The sequence below is a fragment of the Rhizomicrobium sp. genome (assembly GCA_037200385.1).
In the GTDB taxonomy this organism is placed as follows: domain Bacteria; phylum Pseudomonadota; class Alphaproteobacteria; order Micropepsales; family Micropepsaceae; genus Rhizomicrobium.
This window is the reverse complement of the sequence record JBBCGL010000001.1, coordinates 2,496,613-2,509,491: the sequence shown is the minus strand read 5'-3', so window position 1 is coordinate 2,509,491 and position 12,879 is coordinate 2,496,613. Positions and strand designations below refer to the sequence as shown.

Here is a 12,879-nt window from a genome sequence, read left to right as displayed (position 1 = left end):
GGGCATGGGTAAAATTGTTGGCGCCGCGGTGGTCTGCCACCAGCCGGCGATCATGGCGCCGCGCGAGTTCCGCGAGCGGCTCGGGCAGGGCGCCGACACCTCGATGATCGCAGGCTTCACGCTTGTGCGCGAGGCGATCGATACGGTGCAGGCCGACACGCTCGTCATCTTCGATACGCACTGGATGACCACGGTCGAGCACATCTATGCCGGGGCCGACCGCTATACCGGCATCTATACGTCCGACGAACTGCCGCTGCTCATCACCGATCACGAATATGATTATGCCGGCGCGCCCGCGCTGGCGCGCGCCATCGAAGGCACAGCCAAGGAACGCAATATCCCGGCCCTGAACTGCACCAACACGCGTGTGGCGCAGCACTATCCCACGCTCAACGTGCTTCATTATCTGAAGAAGGGCGGCAAGGTCGAAGAACGGGTGCTCTCGGTCGGTTCCTGCCAGACGGCGCAGAAGCACAATTTCCTCGATTTCGGCGCGGCGCTGTCCGCCGCCATCGACCGCACGGATGGGCGGGTCGTCCTGCTCGCCTCGGGCGGCATGAGCCACACCTTCTGGCCGCTGGACACGATCTTCGACCATTCGGCCTACACGACCGACAATGTGCGCTCGCCCGAGGCGCGCGCCATGGACGAGCGCATCATCGATCTGTGGCAGGACGGCGACCATGCGTCGGTTATCGATCTGCACACGGAATATCTGCCGTTCAACCCCGAGGGCCAGTTCGGCCATTACCTGATGATGGTGGGAGCGCTCGGCGGCCGGGCGTGCAAGGCACGGGGGCGCAAGATGTCGAATTACGAAAACGCCGTCGGCACGGGCCAGGTGCATATGTGGTTCGACGTCTGATCGGGAGAAAACGATGTCCGTGCTCGACGGCCCGCGCGAAGAACGCCGGCGGATATTCCACGAAGGCCTTCCCGTCTGGGTGCGGGTCGACGGCGAGCGCCTGGTGCTTCCGGACGGCCGCAGCGTGGCCGAGACGGAGGCGACCTATCTTGCGCCCTGCGATCCGACGAAGATCCTCTGCATTCACCTGAATTACGATTCGCGGCGCATCGAGTTCAAGGCGCCGGCGCTGACCACGCCGACCTATTTCCAGAAGCCGACCACCGCGCTCAACGTCCACCGCGGCAAGCTCAATCGGCCGGCCGGCTGCCAGTATCTGAATTACGAAGGTGAAGTTGCGGCGATCGTCGGCAAGCCGATGCGCAACGTCTCGCGCGACGAGGTGTGGGATTGCCTGGCCGGTTTCGCGCCCGCCAACGATGTCGGGGCGCATGACTTTCGCGATACCGATTCCGGTTCCATGCTGCGCGTGAAGGGACAGGACGGGTTCTGCCCCATCGGTCCCGGCATCGTTCGCGGCGTCGACATACGCCGATCTACCCTCAAAACCTTCGTGAACGGCAAGGTGGTTCAGGAAGCCGCCGTCGCGGACATGACGTTCGGCATCGACTATCTGCTGGCCGATCTGGCGCGGCACATCACGTTCCTGCCCGGCGATATCGTTCTGACGGGCACGCCGGCCTTCTCACGCCCGATGTTCCCCGGCGACAGCGTCGAGGTGGAGGTCAGCGGCATCGGCCGGCTGAGCAATACGGTTCAGGAAACCCCGGCGCCAAGCCACCGGATCGGACATCAGCCCACCGATAGCGTCGAGGTCCGCCGCGTAGCACTCGGCTCGTCGGGCGCCGCATCGTGAGTCTGCGGCGATATCGACAGAGGTCTGCGATTGCGTCACTAATGCCGCCGTTCGTCCTAGAGAACGTCCATGACGAGACCGGCACCCGATTCCGACGAGAGTGCGAACGAACTCGAAACCGGCTCCGGCGCGCCCAGCGTCACCGATCGGCCGCTCGAGCGTGCCATCGGTATGCAGATACGCGAGTTGCGCCGCCGCTTTCATCTCTCCGTCGCCGATCTGGCGAGCGCGGCGTCGATCTCGGGCGGCATGCTGTCGAAGATCGAGAACGGCCAGATCTCGCCGTCGCTGGCGACGCTGCAGGCCGTGGCCGGTGCGTTGAACGTCTCGATCTCGACCCTGTTCTCGACCTTCGAGGAGAAGCGGGACTGTTCCTATGTGCGGGCCGACCAGGGCGTCGTCATCGAGCGGCGCGGCACCAAGGTCGGCCATGTCTATCGGCTGCTCGGCCACGCGCTGGGCGGCGACGTCACCGTCGAGCCCTATCTCATCACCTTGCGCGACGAGGCGGCGCCCTACACGGCCTTCCGGCACGCGGGAACCGAGTTCATCTACATGCTGACCGGCGAGGTGGTCTACCGCCATGCCGACCAGACCTATCTGCTGAAGCCCGGCGATGCGCTGCTGTTCGATTCCGGCGCGCTGCACGGTCCGGAGGCGCTGGTGACGCGGCCGATCAGCTATCTTTCGATCATCATCTATCGCCCAGAACCGGACTAGCGGCACCTCTGCCGTTTCTCTGCGGGAATAATTATTTCTCCCCAGTTGACTCTATCCCGCCTTATCTTCTATCGATAAAGCCGCTGGATAAGGAGCGGCCGTGATGTGCGGCATTGTCGGGTTGTTCTTCAAGAACAGGTCGTTGGAGCCCGATCTCGGCATCCATCTGGCCGCGATGCTGCACGTCATGAGTGACCGCGGCCCCGACAGCGCCGGCTTTGCGATCTACGGCGCCGGCCAGCCGGGCCGGGTGAAGCTGACGCTGCGCTTCGCACCGGGAAGCACGCACGACCTGTTCGCGGCTTTCGAAGACGCCTTCGACATCGACGCCGATTATGTGCGGCGCGGCTCGCACGCGATCCTGGTTGTGCCGGCGTCGGAAGAAGCCAAGGTGCGGGCCTGGCTTTCGCAGTCCTGCCCCATGGTCGGGATCGTCGGCGCCGGCGCGCGCATGGAGATCTATAAGGAAGTCGGCGCGCCCGACGACGTGGCGCAGGGCTTCGGCCTGGCGCGCATGGCGGGAAGCCATGGCATCGGCCATACGCGGATGGCAACCGAATCCTCCGTCACCACCGACGGCGCCCATCCGTTCTCGACCGGTGCCGACCAGTGCCTGGTGCATAACGGTTCGCTGTCCAACCACAACGCGCTGCGGCGCATGCTCCGCCGCGAAGGCCTCGCCTTCGAGACCGAGAACGATTCCGAAGTCGCAGCCGGCTATCTCACCTGGCGGATGCGGCAGGGTGCGAGTCTCAAGGATGCATTGACCGCCAGCCTCGACGACCTCGACGGTTTCTATACCTTCGTCGTGGGCACGGAGAGCGGCTTTGCCGTTCTGCGCGATCCGATCGCCTGCAAGCCCGCCGTGATGGCGGAGACCGACGATTATGTGGCGTTCGGCTCCGAATATCGCGCGCTCGCAGTTCTGCCCGGCATCGACCTGGCGCGTGTGTTCGAGCCCGAGCCGGCGACGGTCTATGCCTGGGACCACAACTGATGTCGGTCGTGGATCTGGCGGAAAAATCCGTGCGCGAACTGAACGCAGCGCTGCATGGCCTGTCCGGCGAGACCAACGAAACGCTGTGGCGCGTCGAAAATCCCCAAGGCAAGCATGCGATCGCCGTCGGCGTCGATGCGCCGGTCGCGATCGAGATCGCGGGGCATGTCGGCTATTACTGCGGCGGCATGAACCAGCAGGCCAGCATCGTCGTGCACGGCAATGCGGGTCCGGGCGTCGCCGAGAACATGATGTCCGGCTCGGTGCGCGTCACCGGCGACGCCAGCCAGTCCGCCGGCGCGACCGGGCATGGCGGCCTGCTGCTGATCGAAGGCAATGCCTCGGCGCGGTGCGGCATTTCCATGAAGGGCATCGATATCGTCGTCGCCGGCTCGATCGGCCCGATGAGCGCCTTCATGGCGCAGGCGGGCAATCTCGTGGTGCTGGGCGACGCGGCGGAGGACCTCGGCGATTCGATCTATGAAGCGCGTCTCTTCGTGCGCGGCACGGTCAAGAGCCTCGGCGCCGACTGCATCGAGAAGCCGCTGGGCGATGAGGACCGCGAAGCCCTGGCCAAGGTTCTCGCCAAAGCCGATCTGCTGGACAAGGTGAATCCCGGCGAGTTCCGCCTCTACGGCTCGGCGCGGACTCTCTATCACTTTCACGTCGACAATGCCGGCGCGTATTAGGAGAACGACGTGAGCGGCGCCAGGACGATCCCCAGATATTCGGCGACCTTCGATCCCTATGCCATCTCCGAGATCCAGCGCGCCGCGGCGACCGGCATCTATGACATCCGCGGCGGCGGCGCCAAGCGCAAGCTGCCGCATTTCGACGATCTGCTTTTTCTCGGCGCCTCGATCTCGCGCTATCCGCTGGAAGGCTATCGCGAGAGATGCGGCACCGATGTCGTGCTCGGCGCCCGCCATGCGAAGAAGCCGATCCATCTGAAGATTCCGGTGACGATCGCTGGCATGAGCTTCGGCGCCCTGTCGGCGCAAGCCAAAGAGGCGCTGGGCCGCGGCGCCACGCTGAGCGGCACTTCGACGACGACCGGCGACGGCGGCATGACGGCGGAGGAGCGCGAACATTCCGCGCTGCTCGTCTACCAGATACTGCCGTCGCGCTACGGCATGAATCCCGACGACCTGCGCAAGGCCGACGCCATCGAGGTGGTGATCGGGCAGGGCGCCAAGCCGGGCGGCGGCGGCATGCTGCTCGGCCAGAAGATTTCCCCCCGCGTCGCCGCCATGCGCACGCTGCCCGAAGGCATCGACCAGCGCTCGGCCTGCCGCCATCCCGACTGGACCGGTCCGGACGATCTGCAGATCAAGATCGAGGAGCTGCGCGAGATCACCGACTGGCAGAAGCCGATCTATGTAAAGGTGGGCGCCAGCCGGCCATACTACGACACCGCGCTTGCGGTCAAAGCCGGCGCCGATGTCGTGGTGCTCGACGGCATGCAGGGCGGCACCGCCGCGACGCAGGAAGTCTTCATCGAGAATGTCGGCCTGCCGATTCTCTGCGCCATCCGGCCGGCGGTCCAGGCGCTGCAGGATCTCGGCCTGCATCGCAAGGTCCAGCTCATCGTCTCCGGCGGCATCCGCAACGGCGCCGACGTCGCCAAGGCGCTGGCGCTTGGCGCCGATGTCGTCTCCATCGGCACCGCGGCGCTGATCGCGCTCGGCGACAACGATCCGCGGCTGGAGAAGGAATACACTGCGCTCGGCAGCACCGCCGGCGCCTATGACGACTGGCACGAGGGCCGCGATCCCGCCGGCATCACCACCCAGGATACGGCGCTGGCGGCGCGGCTCGATCCGGTCGCGGCCGGGCGCCGGCTGGCCAATTTCCTGTCCGTGCTGACGCTCGAAGCGCAGACCATCGCGCGCGCCTGCGGCAAGAGCCATGTCCACAATCTGGAGCCGGAAGACCTGGTGGCGCTCACCGTCGAAGCGGCGGCGATGGCACGCGTGCCGCTCGCCGGTACGGCTTGGATCCCGGGCACGAGCGGACTTTGAGGCAAGCAAGGGGGCAGGCGATGGCGGCGACAAATCTGGAGAAGCTGGCGAAGGCGCGGGGCATCAAGTATTTCCTGATCTCGTTCACCGACCTGTTCGGCACCCAGCGTTCGAAGCTGGTTCCGGCACAGGCGATCGATGCGATGGCGAAGAGCGGCGCGGGCTTTGCCGGATTCGCCACCTGGCTCGACCTGACGCCGGCCGATTCCGACATGTTCGTCGTGCCCGATCCGGACAGCCTGATCCAGTTGCCTTGGAAGCCGGAAGTCGGCTGGTTCGCCGGGGACGCCTGGATCGACGGCAAGCCGGTGGCGCACGCCCCCCGCAATGTCTTGAAACGTCTGATCGCGACCGCGGACACCCACGGCTATGAGATTAAGACCGGCGTCGAGTGCGAATTCTTCCTGATCGCGGCCGATGGCGCGGCGATTTCCGACGCCGCCGACAGCCAGTCCAAACCGTGCTACGACCAGGCGGCGCTGATGCGGCGCTACGACGTCATCTCGGAAATCTCCGACGCGATGCTGGCGCTGGGCTGGAAGCCCTATCAAAGCGATCACGAGGACGCCAACGGCCAGTTCGAGATGAATTGGGAATACGACCGCGCCCTCGTCACCGCCGACCGTCACTCGTTCTTCAAGTTCATGGCGAAATCCATCGCCGAAAAGCACGGCATGCGCGCCACCTTCATGCCCAAGCCGTTCACGGGGCTGACAGGCAATGGCTGTCACGCGCATGTCTCGCTGTGGAAGGGGGGAAAGAACCTGTTCGCCGACAAGGGCGGAGAACTCGGCATTTCCACCCTGTGCCGGAATTTTCTCGCCGGCATCATCGCCCATGCCGACGCGATGTGCGCGCTGACCAACCCGACGGTGAATTCCTACAAGCGCATCAACGCGCCGGTCACGCTGTCGGGCGCGACCTGGTCGCCGAACACCGCGACCTGGTCCGGCAACAACCGCACCCACATGATCCGCATCCCGGAGCCGGGCCGGTTCGAATTCCGCCTGCCGGACGGCTCCGCCAATCCCTATCTTCTGCAGGCGGCCATCCTCGCCGCCGGCCTCGAAGGCATTGCGGCCGGGCGCGATCCGGGCAAGCGCCTGGATATCAACATGTACACGCACGGCCACACCATCAAGAACGCCAGGAAACTGCCGCTCAATCTTCTGGACGCGCTGCGGGCCTTCGAGAATTCGGCTGCACTGAAAGAGGCGTTGGGCGGCGAGTTCATGACCGCCTATCTCAAGCTGCGGCACGAGAACTGGAACGATTATGTGCGGCAGTTGACGGCCTGGGAACGCGACACCACGCTCGATTGCTAGGCGGATGCGCTATTCGGCTTTCTCCCTGTTCGCGAACGCGCTCGGTGGCCACAAGAGCTGGCAGCCGGCCTGGCGCGATGCGGCGCCCAAGCCGGCCTACGACATCGTCATCGTGGGCGGCGGCGGCCATGGCTTGGCGACGGCCTATTATCTGGCGAAGGCGTTCGGCCTCGCCAGCATCGCCGTCGTCGAGAAGGGCTGGATCGGCTCCGGCAATGCCGGCCGCAACACCACGATCATCCGCTCGAACTACCGCGAACCCGGCAACCTGCCATTCTACGAACTGTCGATGAAACTGTGGGAAGGGTTGGAGCAGGACCTCAACTATAACGCGATGGTCAGCCAGCGCGGTGTGCTGAACCTGTGCCACTCCGATGCGCAGCGCGACGCCTATGCGCGGCGCGGCAATGCGATGCGGCTGCACGGCGTCGATGCCGAGCTTCTGGATGTCCAGGGCGTGCGTCGGCTCGCACCGTTCCTGGATTTCGACAATGCGCGATTTCCGATCACCGGCGGACTGCTGCAGAAGCGCGGCGGCACCGCGCGACATGACGCTGTGGTCTGGGGCTATGCGCGCGCCGCCGACAGCCGCGGCGTCGACATCGTCCAGAATTGCGAGGTGGTCGGCATCCGGCAGGGACCGCGCGGCGTCGAGGGCGTGGAAACCACAAGAGGCTTCATCGGCGCCCGCAAGGTCGGATTGTCGGTCGCCGGCAATTCCTCGCGTCTCGGCGACATGGCGGGCCTGCGCCTGCCGATCGAAAGCTGCGTCCTGCAGGCGATGGTGACCGAGGGCATCAAGCCGCTGATCCCCGGTGTCATCACCTTCGGCGCCGGACATTTCTACATCAGCCAGTCCGACAAGGGCGGCCTGGTCTTCGGCGGCGATATCGACGCCTATAACTCCTATGCCCAGCGCGGCAGCCTGGCCATCGTCGAGGATGTCTGCGAGGCGGGCATGGCTTTGATGCCGATGCTGGGAAGGCTCAGGGTGCTGCGCAATTGGGGTGGTCTCGTCGACATGACCATGGACGGCTCGCCGATCATCGATTCCACTCCGATCCGCGGCCTCTATTTCAACGGCGGCTGGTGCTATGGCGGCTTCAAGGCCACGCCGGCCGCCGGCCTGTGCTTCGCGCATCTGATCGCGCGCGATGCGCCGCATCCCGCCGCCGCCGCCTTTCGCCTCGATCGTTTCGCCACCGGCCACGTCATCGACGAGAACGGCCTCGGCGCCCAGCCGAACCTGCATTAGCGATGCGGATCGTCTGTCCCTTTTGCGGCGAACGCGACGGCGAGGAATTCGCGACCATCGGCGGCGTGGCCGGCCCGCGTCCGGATCCGGCGGCGCCGGATGCGCCGGCGCAGTTCCACGCTTATGTCCATCTGCGCGACAATCCGGCGGGGCCGCATGCCGAGCACTGGTATCATGCGCAGGGTTGCCGCCGCTGGCTGACGGTGACGCGCAACACCCGGACGCACGAAATCCTTTCCGTTGCGTTGGTGTGGCCATGAGTGCGACGCAGCCGAACCGCCTGCCGGTTGGCGGATTGATCGATCGCACGAAGCCTATTTCCTTTCGCTTCGACGGACGGACCTTGCAGGGGTTTGCCGGCGACACGCTCGCATCGGCGCTGCTGGCGAACGGCATCGGGCTGGTCGGCCGCTCCTTCAAATATCATCGCCCGCGCGGCATCCTGACCGCCGGGCCGGAGGAGCCCATTGCCCTCGTCGAATTGCGCAGCGGGGCGCGGCGCGAACCGAATTGCAAGGCGACGACGGTCGAACTCTTCGACGGTTTGGAGGCGCAGAGCCAAAACCGCTTTCCGTCGCTCGCTTTCGACCTGCTCTCCGTCAATGCGCTGCTGGCGCCCTTCCTGCCGGCCGGCTTCTACTACAAGACCTTCATGTGGCCGCGCGGGGCGTGGGAGAAATTATATGAGCCGGCTATCCGGCGCGCCGCGGGCCTCGGCCGCGCCAGCGGCGAGCCCGATCCCGATGCTTATGAGAAAGCGCATGCCTTCTGCGACGTGCTCGTGGTCGGCAGCGGCCCGGCGGGATTGCTGGCGGCGCTGACGGCGGCACGGACCGGCGCGCGCGTCATCCTGTGCGAAGAGGATTTTGCACTCGGCGGGCGCCTGCTCGGCGAGCGCACGGAAGTGGACGGCGGGACCGGACTGGCCTGGGCCCGTAACACTGAAGCGGAGCTGCGCAGCCTTGCCGGCGTGACCATCATGACCCGCACGTCGGTCGTCATGCTCCATGACGGCAACAGCTTTGCCGCAGTCGAGCGCGTGTCCGACCACCTGCCCGTGCCACCATCGTTCCAACCACGCCAGCGGCTGTGGAAGATCGTGGCGCGGCAGACCGTGATCGCAACCGGCGCCGTCGAGCGGCCGATCGCGTTCGGCGGCAACGACCGGCCAGGCGTGATGATGGCGTCCGCCGTGCAGACCTATGTCCATCGTTTCGGCGTGGCACCGGGCAAGCGAATCGGCGTGTTCACAGCGGGCGACAGCGGCTGGTCGGCGGTCGGCGATCTGCTCTCTGCCGGGATCATCGTCGAGGCCGTGGTCGATCCCAGGTCCGAGGTCGCCGCGCCGGTCACCGCCGCCGCGCGCAATGCCGGCATCCCTATTTTCCTGGGCGGCCATGTCACCACCGCGCACGGCGGACACGGCGTGCGGCGCGTCGACGTGCGCAGCCAAAGCGGGCAGACGCAAAGGATCGCGGTCGACCTTCTCGCTGTCTCGGGAGGCTGGAATCCGGCGCTTGGCCTGACATCGCATCTTGGCGCGCGCCCGATCTGGTCGCAGGATATCGCCGCTTTCGTTCCCGGCAAGCTGCCGCCGAACACGCAAGTTGCCGGCGCGGTTCGCGGGATATTCGCGCTCCCCGACGTGCTGGCCGATGGCGCCGGGGCTGGTGCGGCCGCAGCCGAAGCTGCTGGCTTTCGCAGCGGCGCGTTGCATCTGCCGTCCGCATCGCGGGATGCAACCGCACTCAGGCCCTGCTGGCGTTCGCCCGGCGCATCGGGAAAAGTCTTCGTCGATTTCCAGAACGACGTGACCGATAGCGACATCGCGCTGGCACATCGCGAAGGCTATCGCAGCGTCGAGCATCTGAAGCGCTACACGACGCTCGGCATGGGCACCGATCAGGGCAAGACCGGGGCGCTGCTGGGACAGGCGCTGCTGGCGGACGCCGCCGGGCGCAGCATCGCCGAAGCCGGTACCCCGATCGCCCGCCCGCCCCAGGTGCCGGTCGCGATCGGCGTGCTGGCCGGGCTGCATCGCGGCAAGGATTTCCGCCCGGTGCGGCTGACTGCCGGCCATGACTGGGCGGAGGAGCAGGGCGCCGTCTTCGTCGAGGCCGGCCCGTGGCTTCGGGCGCAATGGTTTGCCCGCGCCGGCGAGAACGACTGGCTTCAGAGCGTCTCGCGAGAGGCTTCCGGCGTCCGCGCCGGCGTCGGCGTGTGCGATGTCTCGACCTTGGGAAAGATCGATATCCAAGGCCGCGACGCCGGCCGGTTTCTCGACTTCGTCTACATCAACCTGTTTTCGACGCTGCCGGTGGGCAAAGCCCGCTATGGCGTCATGCTGCGCGAAGACGGCTTCGTCCTCGACGACGGCACGACCTCGCGGCTTGCGGACGATCATTTTTTCATGACCACGACGACGGCCAATGCCGCGCGAGTCATGCAGCACCTGGAATTCTGCCACCAAATCCTGTGTCCCACGCTGGATGTGCAGATGATCTCGGTGACCGAGCAGTGGGCGCAATATGCGATCGCCGGCCCCCGCGCCCGTGACGTGCTGGCGAAACTGATCGATCAGGGGCAGGATGTGGGCGACGCCGCTTTCCCTTATCTCTCCGCCGCCGCGGTTACGGTGTGCGGCGGTCTGGCGGCGCGTTTGTTCCGCATCTCCTTCTCAGGCGAGCTCGCCTATGAACTCTCGGTCCCGGCCCGCTACGGCGACGCGGTCATTCGCGCCATCATGGCAGCCGGCGAGCCCTTCGCGATCGTTCCTTACGGCACCGAGGCGCTCTCGGTCCTGCGCATCGAGAAGGGCCATGTCGCGGGCAACGAGCTGAACGGCCAGACCACGGCCGCCGATCTCGGCCTTGGCCGGATGATGTCGGCCAAAAAGGACTATATCGGCCGGACGCTTGCGCAGCGGCCCGCGCTCGTGGCGGCCGATCGGTCCGTCCTGGTCGGCATCAAGCCTATCGATCGTGGGCAGCGGCTGCGCGCCGGGGCGCATTTCCTGGCGATGGGCGCGCCGGCGGCGCCGGAGAGCGACGAAGGGCATCTCACGTCGGTCGCCTATTCGCCGGCACTCGGGCATTGGATCGGCTTGGGGCTATTGAAACGCGGACGCGCGCGGACGGGCGAACGGATCAGGGCCTATGACCCGGTGCGCAACGGCGACCAGGAGGTCGAGGTCTGCGCGCCGGTCTTCGTCGATCCCGAAGGAGCAAGACTGCGTGGCTGATACCGGCATGCCCAAACGACCGGCTCTCGAAGGCCTGGCGAAACCCGGCCGCTTCGGCGCGGTCCAGGACGCGGTAGGTGTTCGGATATCCGTACGGGACGACCTTCAGATCGTCGGTGTCGCCGTGCGCGACGGTGTGCGCGATGCGTTCGACGCGCGCACGCAGGCGCTGCTCTCCTTCGCCCCGAAGGACGGTCCCGTCCGGTGCGGCAACGGCCATACAAGCGCGCTGGGAATCGGGCCGGGACGCTGGCTCTTTCTTCGCCGCGACGGCCACGGAGGCTTCTCGACCAGGTTGGCTGCCGCTCTCGCTCCGCTCGCATCGGTGAGCGACCACAGCGACGGCTATGTGACCTTTAGGATCGAAGGCGATTGCGCGCGACGGGCCTTGGCCAAGGGCGCGCCCTTGGATCTTCATCCTGCCGCGTTCGGCGACGACCGCGTCGCCGTGACGCTCATCGCGCATATCGGCGCCGTCGTCTGGCGCGAGGGCGAGCAATTCCACATCGCCGTCTTCCGCAGCTATACCAGGAGCTTCTGGCATTGGCTCAGCGCAAGTGCGGCCGAGTTCGGCGCCGAGCTCGTCTGAAAGGAGTCACCCGATGACCGACCATTCCTTTGTCGTGACGCTGTCCTGCCCCGATCGCCGCGGCATCGTCGCCGCCGTAAGCCGCTTCCTCCTCGATCATGGCTGCAACATCGTCGACAGCGCGCAATTCGGCGATGCCGCGGCGGGCCGCTTCTTCCTGCGCATCCTGTTCGCCTCCGAGGAAGGTGCCGCGCGCGCCGCCTTCGAGCGCGACTTTGCCCCGATCGCGGATACCTTTGAGATGGACTGCGCATTCCATGACGCCGCCCGCAAGACGCGCATGCTGGTGATGGTGTCCCGCCTGGGCCACTGCCTGGTCGACCTGCTCTATCGCCACCGCATCGGCGCGCTTCCGATCGAGATTCCGCTGATCGTGTCCAACCATCGCGACTTCGAGGACGTCGCGGCGGCAAGCGGCATACCGTTCCTGCACATGCCCGTCATGGCCGAGAACAAGCGCGGGCAGGAGGCGGCTTTGATGGATCTTGTCGCGCAACACAGGATCGATCTCGTGGTCCTGGCGCGGTACATGCAGGTGCTGTCGGAAGACGTCTGCCGGGAACTTCGTGGACGCATCATCAACATCCACCATTCCTTTCTGCCCAGCTTCAAAGGTGCGTGGCCCTATCGGCAGGCGCATGCGCGGGGCGTGAAGCTCGTCGGCGCCACCGCACATTACGTGACGCCGGACCTAGACGAGGGCCCGATCATCGAGCAGGCGGTCGAGCGCGTCAGCCACGCGATGTCACCGGCGGACTACGCCGCGATGGGCCGTGACATCGAAAGCGTGGTGCTCGCGCGCGCCGTCAAATGGCACGCGGAGCATCGCATTCTGCTTCATGAGAACCGGACGATCGTATTTGCATAGCTTGCGCTGTTCGCAATCACGAAAGCCGGGGGCAACGCGGCATTCCATTCTTCGAGATCTGCATACGGCCGTAAATCTATCCCGTGCCCCAACACTTGCGATCGTCGAAGGCGCGATCTGCGACTGCCCGTCTTCCAGC

At 66.0% G+C, this 12,879-nt stretch carries 12 protein-coding genes; all 12 read left to right on the top strand.

The annotated features are described in order from the left end of the window. Positions 1–4: 4 nt before the first annotated feature. A complete protein-coding gene (locus WDM91_11940; GenBank protein ID MEI9995298.1) occupies positions 5–868 on the top strand; it encodes a hypothetical protein in 864 nt (287 codons plus the stop codon). 13 nt (positions 869–881) lie between these two features. Beyond that, positions 882–1,724: a fumarylacetoacetate hydrolase family protein gene (locus WDM91_11935; GenBank protein ID MEI9995297.1), complete on the top strand. Its 843-nt coding sequence runs from the start codon at positions 882–884 to the stop codon at positions 1,722–1,724. Between the two features lie 69 nt (positions 1,725–1,793). Further along, positions 1,794–2,444 (top strand): XRE family transcriptional regulator, encoded by a 651-nt coding sequence (locus WDM91_11930; protein MEI9995296.1) that lies wholly within the window; start codon positions 1,794–1,796, stop codon positions 2,442–2,444. 103 nt (positions 2,445–2,547) lie between these two features. Next, positions 2,548–3,441 carry a glutamine amidotransferase family protein gene (locus WDM91_11925; GenBank protein MEI9995295.1) on the top strand — a complete coding sequence of 298 codons (894 nt, stop codon included), beginning with the start codon at positions 2,548–2,550 and terminating at the stop codon, positions 3,439–3,441. Further along, positions 3,441–4,130 (top strand): hypothetical protein, encoded by a 690-nt coding sequence (locus tag WDM91_11920; protein MEI9995294.1) that lies wholly within the window; start codon positions 3,441–3,443, stop codon positions 4,128–4,130. Before WDM91_11925 ends, WDM91_11920 begins: the two co-directional genes overlap by 1 nt. Before the next feature lie 9 nt (positions 4,131–4,139). Continuing rightward, positions 4,140–5,462: an FMN-binding glutamate synthase family protein gene (locus WDM91_11915; protein MEI9995293.1), complete on the top strand. Its 1,323-nt coding sequence runs from the start codon at positions 4,140–4,142 to the stop codon at positions 5,460–5,462. Positions 5,463–5,482: 20 nt separating this feature from the next. Then, entirely contained in the window at positions 5,483–6,787 is a 1,305-nt protein-coding gene (gene glnT, locus WDM91_11910) for a type III glutamate--ammonia ligase (GenBank protein ID MEI9995292.1), read from the top strand. A 4-nt stretch (positions 6,788–6,791) separates the two neighbouring features. After that, on the top strand, positions 6,792–8,042 hold the full coding sequence (locus WDM91_11905) for a sarcosine oxidase subunit beta family protein (protein MEI9995291.1): 1,251 nt from the start codon (positions 6,792–6,794) through the stop codon (positions 8,040–8,042). A gap of 2 nt (positions 8,043–8,044) precedes the next feature. Next, a complete protein-coding gene (locus tag WDM91_11900) occupies positions 8,045–8,302 on the top strand; it encodes a sarcosine oxidase subunit delta (GenBank protein ID MEI9995290.1) in 258 nt (85 codons plus the stop codon). After that, on the top strand, positions 8,299–11,283 hold the full coding sequence (locus WDM91_11895) for a sarcosine oxidase subunit alpha family protein (GenBank protein ID MEI9995289.1): 2,985 nt from the start codon (positions 8,299–8,301) through the stop codon (positions 11,281–11,283). Before WDM91_11900 ends, WDM91_11895 begins: the two co-directional genes overlap by 4 nt. A 7-nt stretch (positions 11,284–11,290) precedes the next feature. Continuing rightward, entirely contained in the window at positions 11,291–11,872 is a 582-nt protein-coding gene (locus WDM91_11890; protein ID MEI9995288.1) for a sarcosine oxidase subunit gamma family protein, read from the top strand. A 13-nt stretch (positions 11,873–11,885) separates the two neighbouring features. Then, the gene (gene purU / locus WDM91_11885) at positions 11,886–12,740 is read left to right on the top strand and encodes a formyltetrahydrofolate deformylase (GenBank protein ID MEI9995287.1); all 855 of its coding nucleotides are present in this window, start codon (positions 11,886–11,888) and stop codon (positions 12,738–12,740) included. Positions 12,741–12,879 lie beyond the last annotated feature (139 nt).

What these genes read in the sequence shown, in the direction of transcription:
- WDM91_11900 (MEI9995290.1), top strand. Translation starts at nt 8,045, where the DNA reads ATGCGGATCGTCTGTCCCTTTTGCGGCGAACGCGACGGCGAGGAATTC.
- WDM91_11905 (MEI9995291.1), top strand. Translation starts at nt 6,792, where the DNA reads ATGCGCTATTCGGCTTTCTCCCTGTTCGCGAACGCGCTCGGTGGCCAC.
- WDM91_11940 (MEI9995298.1), top strand. Translation starts at nt 5, where the DNA reads ATGGGTAAAATTGTTGGCGCCGCGGTGGTCTGCCACCAGCCGGCGATC.
- WDM91_11920 (MEI9995294.1), top strand. Translation starts at nt 3,441, where the DNA reads ATGTCGGTCGTGGATCTGGCGGAAAAATCCGTGCGCGAACTGAACGCA.
- WDM91_11925 (MEI9995295.1), top strand. Translation starts at nt 2,548, where the DNA reads ATGTGCGGCATTGTCGGGTTGTTCTTCAAGAACAGGTCGTTGGAGCCC.
- glnT (MEI9995292.1), top strand. Translation starts at nt 5,483, where the DNA reads ATGGCGGCGACAAATCTGGAGAAGCTGGCGAAGGCGCGGGGCATCAAG.
- WDM91_11890 (MEI9995288.1), top strand. Translation starts at nt 11,291, where the DNA reads ATGCCCAAACGACCGGCTCTCGAAGGCCTGGCGAAACCCGGCCGCTTC.
- WDM91_11930 (MEI9995296.1), top strand. Translation starts at nt 1,794, where the DNA reads ATGACGAGACCGGCACCCGATTCCGACGAGAGTGCGAACGAACTCGAA.
- WDM91_11935 (MEI9995297.1), top strand. Translation starts at nt 882, where the DNA reads ATGTCCGTGCTCGACGGCCCGCGCGAAGAACGCCGGCGGATATTCCAC.
- WDM91_11895 (MEI9995289.1), top strand. Translation starts at nt 8,299, where the DNA reads ATGAGTGCGACGCAGCCGAACCGCCTGCCGGTTGGCGGATTGATCGAT.
- purU (MEI9995287.1), top strand. Translation starts at nt 11,886, where the DNA reads ATGACCGACCATTCCTTTGTCGTGACGCTGTCCTGCCCCGATCGCCGC.